This is a genomic window from Ligilactobacillus sp. LYQ135, from assembly GCF_053711055.1.
The window spans coordinates 150,273-174,347 of record NZ_JBSJYT010000001.1 but is presented as its reverse complement, the minus strand read 5'-3'; the positions used below and the strand labels follow the sequence as shown (position 1 = coordinate 174,347).

Genomic DNA, 24,075 nt, shown 5'->3' with positions numbered 1-24,075 from the left:
CATAAATAGTTTTTGATAAAATTTAATTATTTAACATTTTCATAATAAAGGCGGACAATGAAAGTGTAGTAAGGGATTATCTACATTATTTTAATTATAGGGAGGTATCTTATTATGAGTAATAAAGATATCAATATAGATGCCTTATTTATCGGTGAAAAGTCGGAAAATGGGGATCTATTTAAGTCTGTACTTACTGATTTAATTGATGAACATCTTGGATGGCGTAAAAATTATATGCCACAAGATAAACCATTAATCAGTGAAAAAGAAAAGGATTCAGCTGAATTTAAAGAAACAGTTGAACGGATGAAAGGAGTATTAGACGAAGTTTCTACTCGTCTACGGAGTAATTCAGTTCCTTGGCATTCACCTCGTTATTGGGGTCATATGAATTCAGAAACATTGATGCCAGCAATTTTAGCATATACATATGCAATGCTATGGAATGGGAATAATGTTGCATACGAATCTTCACCAGGTACTTCTCAAATGGAAGAAGAAGTAGGACATGAATTTGCTCATATGTTTGGTTTTAAAAAAGGTTGGGGACATATTGCAGCAGATGGTTCTATTGCTAACCTTGAAGGATTATGGTATGCACGTAATCTTAAGAGTATTCCATTAGCAATTAAACAAGTAAAACCAGAATTAGTTGATGGTAAGTCTGAATGGGAACTTTTAAATATGCCAACTGATGATATATTGGATTTACTTGAAAAATTATCTGATGAAGAAATTGATGAAGTAAAGGCACATTCTGCTCGTGGAGGAGAAAACTTAAAACAGTTAGGTAAATGGATTGTGCCTCAAACTAAACATTATTCATGGTTAAAAGCTGCTGATATTATTGGAATTGGCTTGGATCAAATCGTTCCTATTCCAGTAGATCACAACTATAGAATGGAAGTTAATGAGTTAGAAAAGACTATTCGATCATTAGTAGCAGAAAAGACTCCAATTTTAGGTGTTGTAGGTGTTGTAGGTTCTACTGAAGAAGGAGCTGTAGATCCAGTTGACCAAATTGTTGAATTACGCAAGAAGTTAATGAAGGAAGGAATTTATTTCTATCTTCATGTTGATGCAGCATATGGTGGTTATGCACGTACATTATTTATTGATGAAGATGGTAACTTTATTCCTTATAAGGATTTGCAAAAAGTTCATCAAGACTATGGAGTATTTCAAGAAGACAAAGAATATATTAGTGAAGAAGTTTATAATTCTTTTAAGGCAATTGAAGAAGCTGAATCAGTAACCGTTGATCCGCATAAGATGGGATATATTCCTTATTCTGCTGGCGGAATAGCTATTCGTGACATTCGATTACGTAACATTATTTCATACTTTGCAACATACGTATTTGAAAAAGGCTCAAAAGCACCATCTATGTTAGGAGCATACATTCTTGAAGGCTCAAAGGCAGGTGCAACTGCAGCAGCTGTTTGGGCAGCTCATCATGTATTACCACTTAATGTTGCTGGTTATGGTAAATTAATTGGTAGATCAGTAGAAGCATCACATCGTTTCTATGACTTTTTAAGTGATCTAAGTTTCAATATTAATGGCCAAGAAGTTGAAGTACATCCATTAACTAGTCCTGATTTTAACATGGTAGATTGGACATTTAATATAAAAGGAAATACAGATCTTAAGAAGATGAATGAATTCAATCATGACTTTTATGATGAAGCTTCATTTAATGATGGTCCAATTTATAATAATGATTTCATTACATCTCATACAGACTTTTCAATTCCAGACTATGGAGATAGTCCATTGAAGTATGTAGAAAGTATGGGATTTGATGATCAAGAATGGAAACGCGCAGGTAAAATAACAATTCTTCGTGCATGTGTACTTACACCTTTAATGTATGATAAGGACAATTTTGAAGAATATGCAGGTAAAATAAAATCTGCCATGAAAGAAAAACTAACACGTTTACTAAAGTAAATAATTATAAAGTTTGAATTTTATATAGCCCGAAAGTTGAATTCTTTTGGGCTATATAAGTGTAAAAGAGGTTGTTAAAATGTCAAAAGAAAGTAATAAAATTGGTTTTGTAACGTTTGTTGGTATTGTTATGGCCATGGTTGCTACTGTGCGTAGTATTCCAACTTTAGCTGCAGCAAGTTGGCAAATGTTATTCTGGATGATTTTTGCAGTTTTGTTCTTTGCTTTACCCGTTTCACTAATGTCAGGGGAACTTTCAACAATGCTACAAGATGCGGGTGGCCCACAATTATGGGTAAAAACAGCTCTAGGACAAAAATGGGGCTTTGTTACTGCTTGGTTACTTTGGGTTCAAATGTTTCCTGGAATGGTAATGGTAGCTTCAACTTTAGGACCACTTTTAGGTAATACGATTGGTAATACAACTTTAGGAAATAATCACTGGTTTACGTTAGGCTGTATTTTAGTAATTTATTGGATTATTACAATTTTAAATCTTAAGTTTGATATGGCTAAAATTGGTGGTAGTATTGGAGTTTGGTTAGGTGTTTATATTCCAGTTGCTGTAATGGTTGTAATGGGAGTATTTTCATTTATTAAAGTTGGTATTCAACCAGGAACAGTGTTAGGAACATTTTCTCCAATGAAATTGTTGCCTACAGATACAAGTTCACTTAAATATGTAGGTGCAATTGCCTTTATTTTCACAGGGATCGAAACTGCTGGTGTTTATGTTCCACGTATTAAGGATGCAACTAAGAATTTTGCTCGTGGTTTAATCGTTGCTTTAATTGGGCTAATCTTTTTGAATATTGTTAATGCGTTTTTTGTAGCGGATGTTGTACCGAAAGGTAGTACAGAATTAACAAACATTACTCAACCAATTCTTTTGTTCTGTCATATTTTGGGTTGGCCAACAATTATTGCTAACATTTTTAGTGGTTTAGCCTTTATTGGAGTTATTTTACAACTTTCTGCATGGGTAACTGGACCATCACAAACTATTATTCAAGTTGCAAAAGAAGGTTTAGTACCAGCAAAATGGCATTTTCAAAGAGAAAATAAATATGGCGTTTCTAAAAATGTTGTTTTGACTCAATCAATTTGTATTTCATTATTTGCTTTGATGTATGCATTGCCAAATATCAATACTGTATTTTTAACATTAGTTAATACAACAACGTTATTATATTGCATTATCTATTTATTTATTGGTGTTTCATTCATCAAATTACGTTATTCAAAAGCAGATATGGATCGTCCTTACCGAATTGGTAAAAATGGAAATGGCTTAGCTTGGATAATGACAGTAATGTTCTTGTTTGGTATTTTATTGATTGGAATTATTTCATTGGTAGGTCAACCTTTAATGAATGCGATTATTATGTTAATAATCACAGTTGTATTGACAATTATTCCATTAATTATTGATAAACTGAAAAAAGACCAATGGTATACTGAAGCTCAAGAAGATATTAAGCAACAATAATTGGCAAAGAAATTTTGTAAAAAAATTAAAATAATTCCTTGACTTTTTTTGCCACTTATTTTTTAATATAGGTAAATATTAATATTAGCATTGAAAATGAAGTAGAGAGCATCCAACATTTCAGAGAGTTAATGGTTGTTGTGAATTAACATGTGGTGTGATTCGAATTACGTTTTCAAATATGATGCATGCTAGCTAGCGTTATATAGCATTAGAGGTATGGTTATTAAATTAATCGTGGTAACCATACGAAGTTGGGTGGTACCACGGAGATAAAATTCGTCCCTAGACAAGTGATTGTCTAGGGACTTTTTTCATCTCGGGTTATAATTGAGGGTTATAAAAACTGGAGGTATTTTATATGGACATCTTAGAAGACTTAAAATGGCGTGGCGCAATCAACCAAGAAACTGATGAAGAAGGTTTGCGTGAATTATTAAAAGAAAAGAAGATTTCTTTATACTGTGGAACAGATCCGACTGGAGATAGTTTGCACATTGGACACTTAATTCCATTTATTGTGTTGAAACGGTTTGAATTAGCCGGCTACCATCCATATATTTTAATTGGTGGTGGAACAGGTTCAATTGGTGATCCAAGTGGTCGTAAGACTGAACGGCAATTACAAACAATGGAACAAGTTCAACATAACGTGAAAAGTTTAACCGAACAAGTTACCCGCTTGTTTGGTGGAAGTGGTCATATTTCATTTGTAAATAACTATGACTGGCTATCAAAAATTAATTTATTAGACTTTTTACGTGATTATGGGAAAGAATTTGGTGTGAACACGATGATCAAAAAAGATATCGTGGCTAGTCGGTTAGAAAACGGAATTTCCTTTACTGAATTCACATATCAAATTTTACAATCAGTGGACTTCTTACACTTGTACAAAGAAAATGACATTCAATTACAAGTCGGTGGTGCCGATCAATGGGGCAACATAACAGCTGGTGTTGACTTGATTCATAAAAAAGAAGGGCAAGATGCAAAAGTATATGGATTAACAATCCCATTGATGCTTAAGGCCGATGGAACAAAGTTTGGTAAAACAGCTGGAGGAGCAATTTGGTTAGATGCCAAGAAGACTTCACCATATGAATTTTACCAATTCTGGTTAAATCAAGATGATCGTGATGTAGTTAAATACTTGAAGTACTTCACATTTTTAAGTCACGAAGAAATTGAAGAGTTAGCTCAAAAAGTAGAAACTCAACCAGAAAAACGTGAAGCTCAACGTGCATTAGCGCGTGCAGTTACTGAATTTGTACATGGCAAAGAAGCAATGGAAGAAGCTGAAAAAATTTCTGAAACACTATTTAATGGTAGTATCAAAGATTTAAATGGTGAAGAAATTCAACAAGTCTTCGGAAAAATGCCTTCAGTAGAAATTTCAAGCAGCAAAGCTAATATTATTGATTGGTTAGTCGATAATAAGATTGAACCATCTAAACGCCAAGCACGAGAAGATGTTCAAAATGGTGCAATTACAGTTAATGGGGATCGCATTCGTGATTTAGATTATGAAATTGATCCAAGTCAAGCCATCGATGGTAAGTATGTAGTTGTACGTAAAGGTAAAAAGAAATACACATTGGCTAAAGTAAATAAGTAAAGAAAAGTAATTTATGTAGATAATCCCAAAGAATAAGTTATTTTCCCTATAATTATTGAAATTAAAAATGTATATTTGCTAAAACTATGTAACGTCATAGTTGATATAGCACTAAAATAAAGTTGAATGACTTTGTTTTAGTGCTTTTTTGATTATTGTAAAAAAATTTAACAACCACATTGAAAACGTTTTCTGATATTGGTAAAATAAAAATATCCCGGGATGTAGTATTTAACGAGGGGAAGTTGATGCTATGTTTTCATTTTTTAAACCAGCACCAGATTCTGAAAAGAAAGTTCCAGCTGATAAAATTAAGTCAACATACATGTTACGACAAACAGGGGTATTATTGTCAATTTGTATAGGGTATATAGGATATTATATTATTCGGTTAATTTTCACAACTGAACAAACTTCAATCATGGCAGAATATGGATTTTCAACTGCTCAAATTGGATTGATTCTATCATGTTTTGGTATTGGATATGGAATTTCAAAACTATTTATGGGTGCACTGAGCGATAAAAGTAATCCAAATCATTATTTAGCAGCCGGCTTGTTCTTTTCTGCAATTTTGAACATTTTCTTAGGATCAACTAAGAACTTTTACATAATGATGTTTTTAATGTTAGTAATGTCAATTGCACAAGGAATGGGAGCCGCTGCTTGTCAAAAAACTGTTCAATTATGGTGGGGAAAGAAGCGACGTGGTGCAATCTATTCAATTTGGTCATCAGCACATAATGCCGGTGCCTTTGTATGTGTTGCCATTGTTCAGTTAGCCACATTCTTATTTACTGGCTCAATTAGTGCAGTTTTCTATACTGCATCTGCTGTTGCAATTATTATTGGAATTTTTATTTTATTAGTTGGAAGTGATCGGCCAACCACGGTTGGCTTGCCAAGTATCGCAGAATATACTGGTGATACTGTTCAACTTGATAATGGAGAAGAAAACGACAAGGAAGTTTCGAACTTAAGCTTAACGCAAATTTTCTTAAAGTATATTTTAAATAATAAGATGGTGTGGGCAATCACGTTAACTTCAATGTTCTTATATTTAGTTCGTTATGGAATTATGAGTTGGATTCCAAGTTACCTAGTTGAAAAAGGATTTAGTCCAGACTTTTCAAAATGGCTTGTGGGTATTTTTGAATTAGCCGCTGTACCAGGAGTCATTTTAATTGGGGCAATTTCTGATTTGTTAAAAAATCATCGTGCAATTGTTTGTATTGGATGTGTAGTTGGTTTAATTGCATGTTTAACAACATATTTCTTCAGTCAAAATCATACATTGATTGTAATTATTTTGCTTATTATGGGAAGCTTGATTTACGCTCCATTAACTTTAGTTGGATTGATGGTTAATGAAGCCGTTCCAAAATTTGCGGTTGGATCATCGACTGGATTTATGGGATTTTTCCAATACATTTTTGGTGAAACCCTTGCAACTGCCTTAATTGGAATTTTAGTAGCAAAATTTGGTTGGGTAGCAAGTAATACGGTATTGTATGCCGCTGCATTTATGGCATTATTCTTACTATTTTACATTTTAATGCGTGAAAATAAAGATGTAGAAATGAATCAGAAATTGAATTAGAAGAATAATAAAGATAAGACTTACTAGTTATAATGACTAGTGAGTTTTATTTTTTAGAACAATTTATCTTCCAAGCTATTTTCTCTCCGTCCAAAAGACTGTATAATAGGAAAAATAGTTTACAATTTTTGGAAAATAGAATGGAAGTGAAAAAATGAGTAATGACGGTTTGAAGAAAACAATTGGATTTACAGCAGCACTATCAACAGTAGCCGGAACCGTGATTGGTTCAGGTGTGTTTTTTAAAGCCTCAGCGGTAACTGAAGCAACTGGTTCGGTGAGTTTGTCAATGTTAGCATGGCTGATTGGCGGTGTCATTACAATTTGTGCAGGGTTGACGGGTGCTGAATTAGCAGCTGCCTTTCCAGAAACTGGCGGTTTGACCCGTTACATTGAACATTCATATGGCGAATTTTGGGGTTTTTTAGCTGGATGGGCACAGGCAATCATTTACTTTCCAGCTGCAATTGCGGCTTTAGCAGTTGTATTTGGGACACAAACATGTAATTTATTAGGGATAGATAACAAATGGATCATCCCAATTGGAATGGCTGTAGCATTATCAATTTCGTTGTTGAACTTTATTAGTGCCAAATTAGGTGGTTGGGTTCAATCTGTTGCCTTAGTAATTAAATTACTTCCATTAGCTGCAATTGTTTTACTCGGTTTTATGCATTCTGGCGGAACGAATTTTTCTTTATTTCCAGTTGAAGCAGGCGTACATCACTCATTTGCAACTTCATTAGGCAATGCTTTACTGGCAACCATGTTTGCTTATGATGGCTGGATTCATGTTGGAAATATTGCCGGGGAAATGAAAAATCCGCGTAAAGATCTTCCTAAAGCAATTGCGATTGGACTAACAATTATTATGATTGTATACATGCTTGTTAACGCTGTTTTTTTCTGGGTATTACCAATTAGTTCAATTTCTGGTAACTTAAATGCAGCTTCACTTGCCGCTAAACACATTTTTGGTGGTATTGGAGGTAAGCTTGTCACGATCGGAATTTTAATTTCGGTTTATGGCACAATTAACGGCTATACCATGACAGGAATGCGAATTCCTTATATTATGGGAAAACAAAGCAAGTTACCATTTAGCAATGCTTTTGCTAAACTTAATAAAGCAGGTGTTCCCTTTGTTGCAGGTTTAATCCAGTATGTGATTACGGTTTTAATGATGCTTTCAGGTTCATTTGATCAAATCACTGATATGCTTATTTTTGTTATTTGGGTATTCTATGTAATGGCATTTATTGCGGTTATTTTTTTAAGAAGAACCCAACCAAACTTGAACAGACCATATAAGGTGCCTTTATATCCATGGATTCCAATGATTGCGACTTTAGGTGGAATGTTCATTTTAGTAAATACTTTATTTACTCAATTTGGAATCACCTTAGTTGGAATTGTTGCAACGTTAATTGGAGTGCCAGTTTATTGCTATTTAAAAAAGAAAAATCAAGGGTTTAAAGACTTGGATTTAGTGGAATAAATGTAAAAGATTCAGTAATTTTTACTGAATCTTTTTTATTAAATTAATTTTATATATACTATGTAAATCAGTTGAACTATTAAGACTATAGGTATATAACTATATTGTGAACAATAAATTTAAACAGTTAGGAGAAATAATTATGGCAAATTTAACTGGAAAAGTAGCAATTGTAACTGCATCAAGTCGGGGTATTGGGTTTGCAATTACGCAAAAATTTGTTGAAGATGGTGCGACTGTTTATATGGCCGTACGTGATAGTGAGAAGAATCGGAAGTTAACTTCTGATTTACATTCACAAAACGACCGGTATCGTTCAGTAATTTATAATGCAATGGATTCTGATACATATAAACCAATGATCGATGAAGTTGTTAAAGATGCAGGACATTTGGATATTTTAGTAAATAACTTTGGAACTACAGATGTTATTCATGATAAAACTTTAACAACTGGTGATCCAGACAAGTTTTTTGATATTGTTCAAGAAGATATTGCAAGTGTTTACTACAGTTCACGTTATGCAGCTGAACAAATGGTTAAGCAAGAAAATGGAGGTAACATCGTTAACATCTCTTCAATTGCGGGCACTACTCCAGATGTTTCCCGCCTTGCATACACAACTTCAAAAGCAGCAATCAATTCACTAACACGTAACATTGCAACTCAATATGCACGTCAAAAAGTACGTTGCAATGCTGTTTTACCAGGATTAGTAAAAACAGATGGTGCAATGCAAAACATGTCTCAAGAATTTTTAGATACATTTTTGAAGAATGTTCCAATGGGTGAAATTGTTGAACCAAAAGACATTGCCAATGCAGTGGCCTTTTTAGCAAGTGATGAAGCTCGCTATATTACAGGTGAATTATTGCCAGTTTGTGGTGGTTTTGGAATGCCAACACCAATTTATGGCGATGTAATGAATGGTAGTTCTAAGGGATAGCATTAACATATTAGAAGATAGCAAAATTACATTTGTTATCTCGTTACTTTGAATTTAACAATGAGATTGCGTTCCATATCACAATCTCTTGTGTACATAAAATAAAAGAGGGAATCGATATGACAGTTGTTGGATTATCAAGGTTTCAATTTGCGATGACCACAATTTTCCACTTTTTCTTTGTTCCATTTTCAATCGGAATGGGAATTGCAGTGGCAATTATGGAAACAATTTATGTTATCAAAAAAGATGAAACTTATAAAAGAATGGCGAAATTTTGGGGGAATATTTTTCTTCTAAGTTTTGCGGTCGGTGTTGTTACAGGAATTATTCAAGAGTTTCAATTTGGGATGAACTGGTCACAATATTCACGGTTTGTTGGAGATATTTTTGGTGCGCCATTAGCCTTTGAAGCATTGTTTGCTTTCTTTATGGAATCAACCTTTTTAGGTTTGTGGATGTTTACTTGGAAAAAAGTTAAAAAAGGCCTCCATGTATTATTTATGTGGTTTACTGTTTTAGGTTCAGTTTTATCTGCATTTTGGATTTTAACTGCAAATGCATTTATGCAACATCCAGTAGGTTACACCATTAAGGATGGACATGCTCAAATGACTGATTTTGGTGCTTTACTTACTAATCCACAAGTTTGGCTAGAATTTTCACATGTAATGTGTGCTGCATTTTTAATGGGCGGAATTTTAGTTGCTGGAATGTCAGCATTTCAAGTTTTACGTAAAAAGAAAGCTAAACCTGAAAATAAATTTTATAAAAAATCAATTCGTCTAGGGTTAATTATTACAATGATTGGTGCCCTTGGTACGATGGGAACCGGTGACGTTCAAATGCGTCAATTGTTAACAGAACAACCAATGAAATTTGCTGCCATGGAGTCTGTATATAAAGATACTGGTAGTCCCGCACCATGGAGTGTAATTGGTTGGGCAGATGAAAAAGAGCATAAAAATGATTTTTCACTTGAAATTCCATACATGTTAAGTATTTTATCATATCATAAAGCCTCTGGTTCAGTTGAAGGAATGAATAATATCAACAAACACCTTGAAAAGAAATATGGTAAACAAAATAATTACTATCCGCCAGTAAACTTGCTTTTCTATTCATTTAGATTAATGGCCGGATTTAGTGCAATTTTACTGTTAGCCTCAATTATTGGTTTAATTATGCTTCGGGGTAAAGGCGATGAACCGAAGTTATTCAAGCGGCGGTGGATGCTTTGGATCTTAGGATTACTAACATTTTCACCATTTTTAGTAAATACAGCAGGGTGGTTAATCACAGAAGAAGGACGGCAACCGTGGACAGTTTATGGGTTATTCACAACCTATGAAAGTGTTTCGCCAACTTCAACCGTTGCTTCAGTGTTAACATCTAACATTGTATACTTTGTTTTATTTACTGCACTTAGCATTACAATGATTTATCTTGTGGTTCAACAATTGAAAAAAGGACCTGAATCAGTCGATGAAATTGTAAGTCCAAAAGCCTATGATCCGTTTGATAAGGAGGCATTTTAAATGAGTGCATTACAATTACTTTGGTTTGTTTTAATTGGAATTTTATTTTGTGGTTTCTTTTTCCTTGATGGCTTTGATTTAGGAACTGGAATGGCAATTCAAACTTTAGCACATGATGAGGACGAAAAGTCGCAATTAATCGCTACGATTGGTCCGGTTTGGGATGGCAATGAAGTTTGGTTGATCACAGCAGGAGGAGCAATGTTTGCCTCATTTCCATTTTGGTACTCAACTTTATTTAGTGGATACTACATTATTTTATTATTAATCCTTGCAGGCTTGATTGTGCGTGGTGTTTCCTTTGAATTTAGAAGCAAGATGCCAGCAAAATTCAAGCCAATTTGGGATTGGACCTTAACAATTGGAAGTGCCATTGTTCCATTCTTATTTGGAGTAATGTTCATGACAATGATTAAGGGAATGCCAATTACTGCAGCAGGTAACATCTATGGTAATTTCTTTGATTATATTAACTGGTTTTCAATTGTAGGGGGAATTGCCCTCATGTTACTTTGCTACTTACACGGATTAAACTACATTGCATTGAAAACAACGGGTGATATTCGGGAACGTGCAAGAAATTACAGTCAATTACTTTATTGGATATTGTATGTCGGTTTAATTATTTTTGGAATTCTTTTAGCTGTTAATACAGACTTCTTTAAAGTTCATCCTGTAATCGTCAGTTTCTTATTAGTTGTAATTGTGGTTTTGAGTATTATTGGACATGCTTGCACTTTCAAACAAAAAGAACTTGGCGCATTTTTATCAACTGGTTTTTCATTGATTGCGTTAGTTGCATTAGTCTTTTGTGGATTATTCCCACGGTTAATTGTTGCTAATAATCCACATCATAGTTTGATGATTGCGACTGCTTCATCTGGTCCATATACATTGAAGATTATGAGTATTACCGCAATTTCAATCTTGCCATTTATCATTGCATATACAATTTGGGCTTACTATATTTTCCGGAAACGAATTTCACTTAAAGAAGTCCGTCAAAATGGAGGATATTAATGTTTGATAAGGAACTTTTAAAACTTCCTGGAATCCGTAAAATTATGACTTTGCTTGTAATTAATTCAACATTACAAGCACTTTGTATTATTACTCAAGGTTTATCACTTTCATGGGCAATTACAAGGTTATGGCAAGGACATTCGTTTCAAAGTGACCTTTTAGCATTAGTTGTTTTTGGAACTGCTTTTTTACTTCGCTATATTTGTGATGCTTGGCGAGATAAGTTTTTAATTACCTATGCACGTAATCAAGCAACTTGTTTGCGTGAAAAACTTTTAAATAAAGTCTTTCAACTCGGTCCGGTTTTAATTCGCCAAAAAGGGACCGGAAATGTTGTAACCATGGCAATGGAAGGAATTGATCAGGTCGAAAAATATTTGCAATTAGTTTTAGCAAAAGCAATCGACATGATGATCATTCCTTTTGCTGTCTTAATTGTAACTTTTGTTTTAAATTGGATTAGTGGTGTAATCTTATTAATTGCCTTTCCATTGATTATTTTGTTCATGATTATTTTAGGACAAGCCGCTAAAAGTAAGGCAAACCAGCAATACGCTAATTTTCAACAACTTGCTAATTATTTTACCGATTCTATTCGGGGATTAAAGACCTTGAAGCAACTTGGGATTAATCGTGAATATGAACATAGCATTTACGCTACAAGTGAACGTTTTAGAAAATCAACGATGAAAACATTGGTCGTTGCCTTGACTTCAAGTTTTGCATTGGACTTTTTTACAACATTGTCGATTGCAATTATTGCAGTTTGTCTTGGCTTTCGGTTGATGAATGGGCAAATTGCATTGTTTTATGCCCTTGCAATTTTAATTTTATCGCCAGAGTATTTTTTACCAATTCAAAATTTTGGAAGCGACTATCACGCAACTTTGGATGGAAAAAATGCTTTTCAAGCAATTACTGAAATTTTAAAAATGCCAACACCCCAAGTTCAAGTAAGTAAAATTGAAGAATGGAATAGTCAAGCTGTTCTCACAATTTCAAATTTACAAGTAGATTATGATGAAATGCCTGCACTACAAAACATTTCATTTTCAGTACATGGATTCCAAAAAATTGGGATTGTTGGTTTAAGTGGTTCAGGAAAAAGTACACTAATTAATACTTTAAGTGGTTTTTTGCCTCCTGTTAAGGGTGAAATTATAATTAATGGGCATAAAATCGATTCTTTTGATCAGCTCGATTGGCAAAAACAATTATTGTATATTCCACAAAAACCATATATTTTTCAACGTTCATTAAAAGAAAACATTAGTTTTTATACTCCCAATGCAACGGATGAAGAAATTAATCGGGCCATTAAGGTTGTCGGATTAGATGATTTGATTCAAGAACTTCCAGAAGGATTAGATACATTAATTGGTGAAGGTGCACGGGCTTTAAGTGGTGGTCAAGCACAACGGATTGCACTTGCACGCGCCTTTTTAGATCATTCAAGACATATCATGTTATTGGATGAACCGACTGCTCACCTTGATATTGAAACGGAATTAGAGTTGAAAGAAAAAATGCTTCCAATTATGGATCAACACCTTGTATTCTTTGCGACTCATCGATTACATTGGCTCAAACAAATGGATTATATTATTGTACTTAAAGATGGACAAATTACTGAACAAGGAACATTACCTGAATTAATTGCGCAAAAAGGAGCATTAGTACAAATGTTAAAGAAGGTGCAGGATAAATGAAAACAAGAACAAAAGATCAATGGGTTAAACCATTTTTGAAAAAATATAAAGGGGCAATGATTCTTGCATTGATTTTAGGTGTTTTCACGATTGTCTGTGCTTGTGGACTAATGTTTACTTCTGGATACTTGATTAGTAAGGCAGCTACAATGCCAGAAAATATTTTAATGATTTATGTGCCAATTGTTTTAACCCGTGCATTTGGAATTGGTCGTCCCACCTTCCGTTATGCCGAGCGTTTAACGAGTCATAATTGGGTATTAAAGATGGTTTCAAGTTTAAGACTAAAACTTTATCAATCACTTGAAAATGATGCAATCTTTTTGAAAAATCATCAAAAAACAGGTGATTTACTTGGAATGCTAACAGATGATATTGATCATTTAGAAAATTTATATTTAACGACTATTTTTCCAACTGTGGTGGCATGGCTAGTTTATGGCATTGTTATTATTTGTTTAGGATTTTTTTCTTGGTGGTTTGCACTGATGATGGCATTAGTAATGTTAGTACTTTTAGTATTATTCCCGCTGTGCTCAATGCTTATCAATGGTGCTAAGCAACTCCAACGAAAAACAGAAACTACTCAACTATATAATGATTTAACTGACAATGTTTTAGGAGTTTCAGATTGGATTTTTAGTCAACGCAGTCAAGATTACATTGACTATCATCGGAATGCACAAAAGAAAGTTACGGCAGTAAAGAACCAAATTAGTCATATTAATAGTATTCGAAATGTAGTTTTTCAAGGTGCTGTAATGGTAATTATGTTAATTACAACTTACTGGGCAGCAAATCATTTCTCGGGAAATAACGGACAAACTAACTGGATTGCAGCTTTTGTTTTAGCTGTTTTACCTTTAATGGATGCATTTCGTCCCCTTTCAGCAGCCGCTGAACAAAGTGTGATGTATAAAGAATCAACGCAAAGGTTAAATCAGTTACCTGCAGTTGATAATGTGCAAGAAGATGCAACGCTCACTTTACATGCTCCGTATGAACTTAAGATCAGTCATTTAAGTTTTAAGTATGCCCAAAAGCAAGTTTTAAATGATATTAATTTAGACATTCAAGCTCACGAAAAAATTGCAATTTTAGGACGCAGTGGTTCAGGAAAAAGTACACTGTTAAACTTAATTCGAGGAGATTTAGTGCCTACTGCTGGAGAAGTTACTTTAAATGGTGTGCAAACAGCGGATTTAACTGCTCAAATTAGTAATTACATTGGTGTAATTGATCAGGAGCCATATTTATTCAATACATCAATTTTAAATAACGTTAGAATGGGAAATGAACAGACAAGTGAGGCTGATGTATGGGAAGTTCTTGCTAAAGTGCAACTTGCAGATTTAGTTAAAGGATTACCTCAAGGGATTCGTACTAATGTTGAAGAAGCGGGCATGCGCTTTTCAGGTGGAGAACGGCAACGTATTGCGCTTGCACGGATTTTATTAAAGAATCCACCAATCGTTTTACTAGATGAACCAACTGTTGGACTGGATCCAATCACAGAACAAGCAATTTTAAATACTTTTTTTGAAACGTTAAAACATAATACCATTATTTGGGTAACGCATCATTTACAAGGAGTCAATGCAGTTGATCAAGTGGTCTTTATTGAAGATGGCAACTTTACTTTAAAAGGCACACCAACCGAATTGATGAAAACTAATTCGCATTACCAACAATTAATGCAAATGGATGCAGGATTTGAATTTTAAAAGAAAAAAGAGGGTGATGAATTGGCTAATAACAACTTTGCAGGAATCAATTTAGATCTAAAATTAACTCAACAAAATATTGAGCGTTTAGTGACTGAATATGATATCCCATTAAAACATTACTTAACTGAATTTGCCAATTCTAAAGGAAAATTAATTCGACCAACTTTATTTTACTTGTTTAAAAGAACCGGTAATAATAAAGTGACACTTAAAGATCAAGCGGCAGCAACGTCAATTGAATTGCTTCATATGGCCACACTTATTCATGATGACATTATTGATGATTCGCCGCTTCGTAGAGGAGTCGCAAGTATTCAAGCAAAATTTGGCAAAGATGTTGCAGTATATTCAGGAGACTATTTATTTACACTGTTTTTTAAATTATTAGTAAATGAGCTCCAAGATATGAATTTAATTAAATTAAATGTAGAAACCATGTATCGTATTTTGCGGGGAGAGCTAAATCAAAAAGCGATTCGCTTTGATTTGCGTATGGATATGTTAGCGTATTTAGATTCAATTTATGGCAAGACCGCAGCGATTTTTGGCTTAGCTTGCTATGAAGGCACTGTTTTAGGTGGTCAAAGTGAAGTTAAATGTAAGCTAGCACGCAAAATTGGATATCATATTGGCATTGTTTTTCAAATTCATGATGATATTTTGGACTATACTGCAAGCATTCAAACTGCTCATAAACCTGTGTTAAAGGATTTATCAGAAGGAATTTACACATTGCCATTGATCTTAGCATTTAAAGACCATGAAAATGAGTTTTTACCAATTTTGAATAAAAAAAGCAATCTCACTTCAGCTGATGAGCAAAAGATCGTTGAGTTAATTCAAAAACATCAAGGAATTGAAAAAGCAACTACTTTTGCTAATAAATATATTCAAAAAACGCAAGCAGAACTTAAATGTTTTGGCAATGCCCAATTGACCAATGCAATTACTAAACTATTTGATAAATTACAAGGGAGAAGTGACTTGGATGAAAGAAAGTAAATTGACATTTACCGCCGTAGTGAATTTGATTAGTTGGAATACCCTTACTGCAAGTTTATTTCCCGTTTTAATCGGTGCAGTATTTAGTGATTATTACTATCATGAAGTTTCAATTAGTAAAATGATTATTTATGCAATTGTAGCAGTTACTTTACACTTGATTGTAAATGTTTTAGATAATTTAGATGACTATACCGTTGCTAATCAAGAACATGCAGATGAGCTTTTACAAATCAATCCAGTTCATAATTTTAACTTAACAAAACACCAAGTTAAAAAAGTAGTGATTGTAATGTTAGTGATTGTAGTTGGTTTAGGATTATGGTTAGTTCAACAAACTGCATGGCCACTTTTAGTATTAGGAATTATTGGATTAATAGTGGGATTAACATATTCTAAATTCTTTCAAAATACTCCCATGGGAGAAATTTTATCAGGGATTATCATGGGATTTTTGATTACCTTTGCAGCGGTATATATTAATACTTATCAAAGTTTCCAATGGACATGGAATGGAATTTGGCCAAGCATTTTAATTTCATTACCAAATGTTTTCTGGATTGCTAATATGATGCTAGCAAACAATATTTGTGATATTGATTATGATAAAAAATGTGGTAGAAAAACCTTCCCAATTAGTGTCGGCAAAAAGAATGCAATCTTCACATTTAATTTGCTTAATGTATTAGCATTTATTGCTTTGATTTTAGCAGTTGTTTTGCATTTTGCACCATGGACGTTATTATTAACTTTAATTTTAATTCCATTTGTGTACCAACAATGCAAGCTCTTTACTGAAAAACAAATCAAATCAAGTACTTTTTTAGCAGCAGTCAAAATTTTAGGTTTAGGGTCATTAGTACAATTTATAACCTTTTTAATCGGACTATTTTAGAAAGGGGCTATTGTGATGAAAGAAATTGTGATTTTAGGAGCAGGTTATGGTGGTTTAAAAGCTTTACATAAACTTCAAGCATCAAAAGAAGATCTTCATATCACTTTAATTGATCGCAATGATTATCACTGTGAAATTATTAGTTTAGAAGAAGTTGCCACAGGAGCTTTACCTAAAGATAAAATTATTTTTCCAATTAAAGATGTAGTAAATTCAAAAAAAACAACTTTTATTCAAGCAACTGTATCTAAAGTTGATCATGAAAACAAACAAGTTATTTTTGAGGATCATGATCCAATTACATATGATTATGCGATCATTTCTTTAGGATTTCACTCTGAAACCTTTGGAATTAAAGGAGCAAATACAAATGCACTTCAAATGGATAGCATTGATGCGGCACTTACAATTCACCAACATATTTTAAATGAAATGCATGAATATACTAAAGATCATGATCCATCTCATTTAAAAATTATCGTATGTGGTGCAGGCTTTACCGGAGTGGAATTACTCGGATCATTGTATGAAATGAAGGCTGAATATGCCAAAATTGCAGATACTTCAGCTGATAAAATTGAACTTTATTGTATTGATCACTCACCTGTATTTTTACCAATGTTTAAGCCTAAAATGTCATCATATGGAATGAAGTGGCTTAAAAAATGGAACATTCATTTTTATGTGCAATGTGGAATTGATGAAGTTGCTAAAAATGAGGTTCATTATACTGACAAAGATGGCAATAAAGGTAAGTTAGGTGCTAAAACGATTATTTGGACTACCGGTGTCAGTGGAAGTGACGTGATTGCAGAATCAGGTTACCAACAACGCCGTGGACGAGTACGTGTTAATCAAGATATGAGTGCACCAAATGATGAAAATGTTTATATTGTAGGCGATGTCGCTGCCTTTTTCCCAGATGGTGCTGAAAGACCCTATCCAACCACTGCCCAAATTGCCTTGCAAATGGGAACATGTGCTGCCAAAAATATTTTACACTTAATTAAAGGTGAACCAACTGAGAAGTTTGTTTATAAAAATCGTGGAACGGTTGCCTCAATTGGAATGGCCAAATCATTTGGCGTGGGTCTAGGAATTCCAGTTAAAGGCTATATCGGCTCAGTTACTAAGAAAATGATTGATAATCTTTCATTATACGAAACTGGTGGAGTTAAAGAACTCATGGCGAAAGGAAAATTTGATTTTTATCATTAAAAATAAGCAAGACTGGTTATACAGTCTTGTTTTTTTACAAATGTATAGTTTTAAGTAGCTTTGACGTTAAATATTAAAAAATAATATAATCAATTATGAGATTGGCAAACTTGAGAAAGAGAAAATTTTAACACTTGGGATTTTTTAGGAGGAATTCATGAGTTTAGGAGTAATCGACATTGGTGGAACTACAATCAAGTTTGCGTACTGGGATGGTCAAAAGTTACGTGATAAGAAAAAAGCACCAACACCAGATAACTTGGATGATTTTATGGAAGTTTTGAAAGCAAACATTGATGAATTCAAAGCTAAATATAATATTCAAGGAGTGGCGGTCAGTTCACCTGGAGCTATCAATAAGAAAACAGGTGTAATTGAAGGTGCAAGTGCTTTGCCATACATTCATAATTTTGAGATTGTCTCTCTTTTTGAAGACACATTTAAATTACCAGTTAGCATTGAAAATGATGCTAATTGTGCCGCACTAGCAGAAGTTGCTGATGGTGCGGGAAAAGATAACTCTAATTTAGTATTTTTAGTGATTGGTACAGGTGTTGGTGGAGCGATTATCATTAATAAGCAAATTTATCATGGAAGTCATTTGTATGGTGGTGAATTTGGATTTCAATTAATGAATCAGAATACAACTTTAAGTCAAGCATGCTCACCTGTTACATTAGCGACACGATATAATGAAATATCTGGCGAAAGCGTCACTGGCAAAGACGTATTTGATAAGGCACAAGCCGGTGAAACATTAGCTATAAAATTAGTTGATCAAATGATTACGCAGCTTGCAACTGCAATATATAATCTGCAACATACAATTGATCCAGAAAAAATTATTATTGGCGGCGCAATTTCGCAAAATCAAAATTTAATTCCAATGATTAATGTTAAAATTAAAGAAATTCAAGATAAAGTTGAAATTGCAACCTTAACACCAGTAATTGAAACTTGCAAGTATACTGCCGATGCTAATTTAAGAGGTGCGGTTGTCGATTTTGATAACGAAAATCATAATTAGACCAATTAAACGAAACGATGTTTATGAGCATTGTTTCGTTTTTTAATGTTGTGATTTTCATGTTATAAAATATAACTTAAAATAATTTAATGTGATTATTATATTTTTATTGACATCCAGGAAAATGTATTGTTAAATTAAATAGTAATGATTACGATTTAAAAATTGAAAGGAAGTGTTGTTTTGGCGAAAAAATCTAAAATTACAAAAGATAAACGGCAACGTGAATTAGTTGAGCGTTATCGTTTAAAACGGCGAGAGTTAAAAGCGAAAGGTGACTATGCTGCACTTGCTAAACTTCCGCGAAACTCAAGCCCAGTCAGATTACGCAATCGGGATGAGTTGGATGGACGTCCACGTGCTTATATGCGTAAATTTAAAATGTCACGTATTAATTTTAGAAAATTAGCACTGGAAGGGAAGATTCCGGGAGTTAAGAAAGCTAGTTGGTAATTTTTAAAGATTATGGCACTTTATCCATAATCTTTTTTTAATGTTTTTAATCTATATTTAATATTTAATGTTACATTTAATAACACACTATGATATAATTTAATTAGTCTCTTGTAATCACACTAGAAAGGACTAATGTAATGAAAAGAGTGCGAAATTTAATTATATTAATTACAATGACAATGGGAATTGTATTTGGAGGCAATTTTTTTAGTAATAATTCAGTTCATGCAGCTGGAGAAAAGACTTACACAATTGCAACTGATGTTACATTTCCTCCCTTCGTTTATACAAATGACGATAACCAATTAACGGGAATTGATATTGATATTATGAAGGCAATTGCTAAAGAAGAAGGGTTTAAAGTTAAATTTAAACCGATTGGTTTTAATGCTGCAATTCAATCAGTTTCAGCAGGTCAGGTAAATGGGATGATAGCCGGGATGACAATTACAGATGAACGGAAGCAAAAATTTGATTTTTCTAATCCATACTATTCATCTGGGATTGTAATGGCAGTTGCTAAAGATAGTAAAATTACTAAGTTATCTCAATTAAAAGGAAAGAAAGTTGCTGTTAAGACAGGAACTTCAGGTGCTGATTATGCTAACTCAATCAAAGATAAGTATGGTTTCCAAGTAGTTACATTTGATGATTCAGATAACGTATATAACGATGTCAAAAATGGAAATTCCGCAGCTTGCTTTGATGATGATGCTGTTTTGAAGTATGGAATTCAAAATGGAATTGGTTTGAAAATTGTGACTAAACCAACCGCAATTGGCGATTATGGATTTGCGGTTAAAAAAGGGACTAACCAAGAATTAATGGCGAAGTTCAATGCAGGTTTGGCTAAGATCAAGAAAAATGGTACATATCAAAAAATTATTGATAAGTATACTAAGAGTAAATCAAATCTATACGAGAAAAAAGATCAAGGATTTTTAGGGTTAATTAAGCAAAATCAAAAGGCATTACTTCAAGGTTTGGGAGAAACATTAAAATTAACGATTGTGTCAATCATTTGTGCAACCGTCTTTGGAATTTTAGTGGGCTTACTTGGAGTATTACCAGTTAAGTTTTTAAATTGGATTTCGACGAGCTTAATTTACATTTTTCGTGGTTTACCATTACTAGTATTAGCATTATTTATTTATAATGGGATTCCAAGTTTAACAGGACATAAAATTCCAGCATTTGTTGCCGGGATCATTACTTTAACTTTAAATGAAGGTGCCTATATTGCAGCCTTTGTAAAAGGTGGAATTGAATCTGTTGATAAGGGTCAAATGGAAGCAGCAAGAAGTTTAGGGCTCCCATTTGGTAAAGCAATGCGTAAAGTTGTATTGCCACAAGGAATTAAGATGATGGTGCCATCATTTATTAACCAATTCATTATTACATTAAAGGATACCTCAATCTTATCAGTAATTGGAATTGTTGAATTAACGCAAACCGGTAAGATTATCATTGCACGTAATCTTGAAGGATTTAAGATATGGCTAATCATTGCTGTAATGTACTTAATTCTAATTACAATTTTCACATTGATTTCCAAGTGGATTGAACGGAGGTTGAAGGTCTAATGTCAAACTTAAAAATCACCGCTAAAAATGTTGCTAAAAATTTTGGTAAAAACCAAGTTTTAAAAGATATCAACTTTGATGTTGAAGATGGTCAAGTCGTTGTGTTAATTGGCCCATCAGGATCAGGAAAAAGTACTTTCCTAAGATGTTTAAATCGTTTGGAAACTGCAAGTCAAGGGCAAATCATTATTGATAATTATGATATTTCAGATCCAAAAGTTGATATTAATAAAGTACGAGAAAATATTGGAATGGTGTTTCAACACTTTAACTTATTTAACAACTTAACTGTTGGCGAAAATATTATGTTAGCACCGACAATGTTAAAAAATAAAAGTGCTGATGAAGCACGTGAACAGGCCCAAAAATTATTAGAAATGGTTAACTTAGAAGATAAATTTGATGCATATCCACAGTTATTGTCTGGTGGACAAAAGCAGCGGATTGCAATTGCACGAGCATTAGCAATGAATCCAAATGTAATGCTTTTTGATGAACCAACTTCAGCACTTGATCCAGAAATGGTTGATGATGTATTAAATGTTATGAAAAAATTAGCTGATGATGGGATGACAATGGTAATTGTGACTCATGAGATGGGCTTTGCTAAAGAAGTAGCTGACAAAGTTGTTTTTATGGCTGATGGTTATATTGTTGAGGAAGGAACTCCTCAAGAAATTTTTGAAAATCCGCAAAATGAGCGTACACAGGCATTTTTAAGTCGGATGCATAATATATAAAAAATAAATATTTAAGTGAGGAAAGCTTGATTTTTATGTAAATAGAAATCAAGCTTTTTTGTTTTGATAAATTACTTGTAATCTAGATATATCATTTACAAAAAATGACATTTTTGATAAAGTTTAACTGAATATTAAAGAAATTAATTTTTTATTAAGATTGTAAGTGCTGATAGTGTGCATATTTATGTGCAAAAAGTTTTTGAAGAACCCTAATAAAAACAATAAAGATAAGTAGGGAGATAATAACTAATTACATTTGGGCAAAAATTAGTTGTTATTTTATCAATATTGTAATGGGATATTCAAAACAGTGGGAATATGGGTGTTAAAACACTAAATATATTTAACAGGACTGCATAATTGAATAATTGTGCTTGTTTTGTTGTGGGAGGAAATATTGTGGAAGATCTGGTTAATATCATATTATTAACGTCATTTGTTGGGATAGTTTACTACTCTGTTTGGGTAATTATTTTGGTATTAAGCTCAATTAGAGGGATAAAAGGGGCAAAAATAGATGTAGCTCTCTCTAAAGATTTAGAGTTGTATATATTAATGCCAATGCTAGATGAAGCGCCGACGGTTCAACGAACATTATCGAATTTTATTCAAAATACTCAAAATTTACCGCAAGTTAAATTAGGAGTGATTGATGATGGTTCAGTTGATGGAACCGCACAGTTAATTAAGGATTTTATTACAAAAAATAATTGTGAAGATAAAATCAAACTTTTTCAAAGAGTGTTACCCGATGCACAAACTGGAAAAGGTGATGCATTAAATTATGGATTAAATTATATTCGTAATGGCATTACATCCTCAACAAAAAATGTTGTTATTGGTGTTTTAGATGCCGATGCAATTATGCATGAAGAGGACTTAAAAAAGGTTTTAATTGAATTTGATGAAGATCCTGATCTAGCTTTACTGCAAGTAAAAGTTAAAATGCATAATGTTACCAATTGGTTACAACGCATGCAAGACATTGAATTTACAACTATTAATGATTGGATTCAAGGCGTGCGCAACAGATTGGATAACGCTGCTGCTTCAGGTAATGGACAGTTTATTCGCTTATCTTCAGTTGAAAATGAAGTGGCACCATGGGGAAATGCATTGTTAGAAGATTTTGAATTTAGTACTAAATTTTTACTTCAAGATAAGAAAACAAAGTATGGAGGCGATATTGTAGTATACCAAGAAGCAGTCGATAAAATTAAACCTTTTATAAGACAACGTTCACGGTGGTGCCAAGGGGGAATTGATTGTACTGGTAAATATTTAAGGAATATTGTTAAAAGTAAAACACTCAAATTTTGGGCAAAATTTGAGATGATGTTTTTTATGTTTTTACCATTTTTAACAGTAGTTGTAGGAACTGCTAACATGATTGCTTTAGTCTATGCAGTCATTCATATTAAAAAGTTTTGGGGATTATTATTATTTTTAATTGCAATTAACTTATTTTTGGCATACTACATGGGAGTGAAGTATACAGTTGATTCTAAAAGAGTTAATTTAAAATTGTTACTTTTATGTGCAGGAATGGTAATCTATAATTTGATTCTTTTCCCTGCAATTATAATTGCTTTCTATAGAAAATTAACTGGAAATAATCAATGGATCAAAACAAGTCATGGAGTAACGAGTGATTCTACGGAATAAAAATTTTGAATCAATTATTTGAATTTTAATGACTAGCGATATATAACGATAATACGAATAAGTTTAATTTGTTTTACCTTTATTTTGTTTCATAACACCAGTTAAATGGGATGTACATTCGTATTAGTGCAAGCGAACTAATATTACAACTTTTTAAGAAAGAAATGATTATAATGAAAGAAATTGTGATTTTAGGAGCTGATTAGCTTCATTGCATGATATGCAAAAGAAGTGTGATAAGATAGCCCATACTTCTCCAGATAAAATTCAAATTTATTGTATCGACTACTTATCTGTATTCTTGCCAATGTTTTCTTCAAAATTATCTAATTATGGTAGGAAGTTTATTGATGAAAGGATATTCATCTTTTTCTCCAATGTA

General features: G+C 33.1%; 18 protein-coding genes and 1 other annotated feature. All 18 genes read left to right on the top strand.

What is annotated here, in order from left to right; translation table 11 throughout:
* Window positions 1–114 precede the first annotated feature (114 nt).
* The 18 genes from tdc (at window position 115) to ACWCL1_RS00710 (ending at window position 23,693) form a co-directional block, all read left to right on the top strand.
* Complete coding sequence (tdc, locus tag ACWCL1_RS00795) at window positions 115–1,956, top strand: tyrosine decarboxylase (RefSeq protein WP_454545023.1); 1,842 nt, start codon at window positions 115–117, stop codon at window positions 1,954–1,956.
* A gap of 79 nt (window positions 1,957–2,035) precedes the next feature.
* A complete protein-coding gene (gene tyrP, locus ACWCL1_RS00790; protein WP_454545022.1) occupies window positions 2,036–3,445 on the top strand; it encodes a tyrosine-tyramine antiporter in 1,410 nt (469 codons plus the stop codon).
* Between the two features lie 85 nt (window positions 3,446–3,530).
* Window positions 3,531–3,735: a binding site (T-box leader), on the top strand.
* A gap of 71 nt (window positions 3,736–3,806) precedes the next feature.
* A complete protein-coding gene (gene tyrS / locus ACWCL1_RS00785) occupies window positions 3,807–5,063 on the top strand; it encodes a tyrosine--tRNA ligase (protein ID WP_454545021.1) in 1,257 nt (418 codons plus the stop codon).
* A gap of 253 nt (window positions 5,064–5,316) precedes the next feature.
* A complete protein-coding gene (locus ACWCL1_RS00780; protein ID WP_454545020.1) occupies window positions 5,317–6,663 on the top strand; it encodes an MFS transporter in 1,347 nt (448 codons plus the stop codon).
* A gap of 154 nt (window positions 6,664–6,817) precedes the next feature.
* Complete coding sequence (locus ACWCL1_RS00775) at window positions 6,818–8,161, top strand: APC family permease (RefSeq protein WP_454545019.1); 1,344 nt, start codon at window positions 6,818–6,820, stop codon at window positions 8,159–8,161.
* Between the two features lie 142 nt (window positions 8,162–8,303).
* The gene (gene hdhA, locus ACWCL1_RS00770) at window positions 8,304–9,107 is read left to right on the top strand and encodes a 7alpha-hydroxysteroid dehydrogenase (protein ID WP_454545018.1); all 804 of its coding nucleotides are present in this window, start codon (window positions 8,304–8,306) and stop codon (window positions 9,105–9,107) included.
* 119 nt (window positions 9,108–9,226) lie between these two features.
* Entirely contained in the window at window positions 9,227–10,645 is a 1,419-nt protein-coding gene (locus ACWCL1_RS00765; RefSeq protein WP_454545017.1) for a cytochrome ubiquinol oxidase subunit I, read from the top strand.
* Window positions 10,646–11,665: a cytochrome d ubiquinol oxidase subunit II gene (gene cydB, locus ACWCL1_RS00760; protein ID WP_454545016.1), complete on the top strand. Its 1,020-nt coding sequence runs from the start codon at window positions 10,646–10,648 to the stop codon at window positions 11,663–11,665.
* The gene (cydD, locus tag ACWCL1_RS00755) at window positions 11,665–13,377 is read left to right on the top strand and encodes a thiol reductant ABC exporter subunit CydD (RefSeq protein WP_454545015.1); all 1,713 of its coding nucleotides are present in this window, start codon (window positions 11,665–11,667) and stop codon (window positions 13,375–13,377) included. The genes cydB and cydD overlap by 1 nt, the downstream gene beginning before the upstream one ends.
* Window positions 13,374–15,101, top strand: coding sequence for a thiol reductant ABC exporter subunit CydC (gene cydC, locus ACWCL1_RS00750; RefSeq protein ID WP_454545014.1), 1,728 nt, complete (start codon window positions 13,374–13,376; stop codon window positions 15,099–15,101). Before cydD ends, cydC begins: the two co-directional genes overlap by 4 nt.
* A 21-nt stretch (window positions 15,102–15,122) precedes the next feature.
* A complete protein-coding gene (locus tag ACWCL1_RS00745) occupies window positions 15,123–16,106 on the top strand; it encodes a polyprenyl synthetase family protein (RefSeq protein WP_454545013.1) in 984 nt (327 codons plus the stop codon).
* Complete coding sequence (locus ACWCL1_RS00740) at window positions 16,093–17,001, top strand: UbiA family prenyltransferase (protein ID WP_454545012.1); 909 nt, start codon at window positions 16,093–16,095, stop codon at window positions 16,999–17,001. Before ACWCL1_RS00745 ends, ACWCL1_RS00740 begins: the two co-directional genes overlap by 14 nt.
* Before the next feature lie 15 nt (window positions 17,002–17,016).
* Window positions 17,017–18,219, top strand: a complete 1,203-nt coding sequence (locus tag ACWCL1_RS00735; protein ID WP_454545011.1) for an NAD(P)/FAD-dependent oxidoreductase — start codon at window positions 17,017–17,019, stop codon at window positions 18,217–18,219.
* Window positions 18,220–18,376: 157 nt separating this feature from the next.
* Window positions 18,377–19,246, top strand: coding sequence for an ROK family protein (locus ACWCL1_RS00730; RefSeq protein WP_454545010.1), 870 nt, complete (start codon window positions 18,377–18,379; stop codon window positions 19,244–19,246).
* A 183-nt stretch (window positions 19,247–19,429) separates the two neighbouring features.
* Complete coding sequence (gene rpsN, locus ACWCL1_RS00725) at window positions 19,430–19,699, top strand: 30S ribosomal protein S14 (protein ID WP_454545009.1); 270 nt, start codon at window positions 19,430–19,432, stop codon at window positions 19,697–19,699.
* 182 nt (window positions 19,700–19,881) lie between these two features.
* Complete coding sequence (locus ACWCL1_RS00720; protein ID WP_454545241.1) at window positions 19,882–21,285, top strand: amino acid ABC transporter substrate-binding protein/permease; 1,404 nt, start codon at window positions 19,882–19,884, stop codon at window positions 21,283–21,285.
* Entirely contained in the window at window positions 21,285–22,025 is a 741-nt protein-coding gene (locus ACWCL1_RS00715; protein WP_454545008.1) for an amino acid ABC transporter ATP-binding protein, read from the top strand. Before ACWCL1_RS00720 ends, ACWCL1_RS00715 begins: the two co-directional genes overlap by 1 nt.
* A gap of 402 nt (window positions 22,026–22,427) precedes the next feature.
* Window positions 22,428–23,693, top strand: coding sequence for a glycosyltransferase family 2 protein (locus ACWCL1_RS00710; protein WP_454545007.1), 1,266 nt, complete (start codon window positions 22,428–22,430; stop codon window positions 23,691–23,693).
* Window positions 23,694–24,075 lie beyond the last annotated feature (382 nt).

Bases quoted from the DNA above. Each gene is read 5' to 3' on its own strand.
- tdc (WP_454545023.1), top strand. From the start codon at position 115: ATGAGTAATAAAGATATCAATATAGATGCCTTATTTATCGGTGAAAAG.
- tyrP (WP_454545022.1), top strand. From the start codon at position 2,036: ATGTCAAAAGAAAGTAATAAAATTGGTTTTGTAACGTTTGTTGGTATT.
- tyrS (WP_454545021.1), top strand. From the start codon at position 3,807: ATGGACATCTTAGAAGACTTAAAATGGCGTGGCGCAATCAACCAAGAA.
- ACWCL1_RS00780 (WP_454545020.1), top strand. From the start codon at position 5,317: ATGTTTTCATTTTTTAAACCAGCACCAGATTCTGAAAAGAAAGTTCCA.
- ACWCL1_RS00775 (WP_454545019.1), top strand. From the start codon at position 6,818: ATGAGTAATGACGGTTTGAAGAAAACAATTGGATTTACAGCAGCACTA.
- hdhA (WP_454545018.1), top strand. From the start codon at position 8,304: ATGGCAAATTTAACTGGAAAAGTAGCAATTGTAACTGCATCAAGTCGG.
- ACWCL1_RS00765 (WP_454545017.1), top strand. From the start codon at position 9,227: ATGACAGTTGTTGGATTATCAAGGTTTCAATTTGCGATGACCACAATT.
- cydB (WP_454545016.1), top strand. From the start codon at position 10,646: ATGAGTGCATTACAATTACTTTGGTTTGTTTTAATTGGAATTTTATTT.
- cydD (WP_454545015.1), top strand. From the start codon at position 11,665: ATGTTTGATAAGGAACTTTTAAAACTTCCTGGAATCCGTAAAATTATG.
- cydC (WP_454545014.1), top strand. From the start codon at position 13,374: ATGAAAACAAGAACAAAAGATCAATGGGTTAAACCATTTTTGAAAAAA.
- ACWCL1_RS00740 (WP_454545012.1), top strand. From the start codon at position 16,093: ATGAAAGAAAGTAAATTGACATTTACCGCCGTAGTGAATTTGATTAGT.
- ACWCL1_RS00735 (WP_454545011.1), top strand. From the start codon at position 17,017: ATGAAAGAAATTGTGATTTTAGGAGCAGGTTATGGTGGTTTAAAAGCT.
- ACWCL1_RS00730 (WP_454545010.1), top strand. From the start codon at position 18,377: ATGAGTTTAGGAGTAATCGACATTGGTGGAACTACAATCAAGTTTGCG.
- ACWCL1_RS00720 (WP_454545241.1), top strand. From the start codon at position 19,882: ATGGGAATTGTATTTGGAGGCAATTTTTTTAGTAATAATTCAGTTCAT.
- ACWCL1_RS00715 (WP_454545008.1), top strand. From the start codon at position 21,285: ATGTCAAACTTAAAAATCACCGCTAAAAATGTTGCTAAAAATTTTGGT.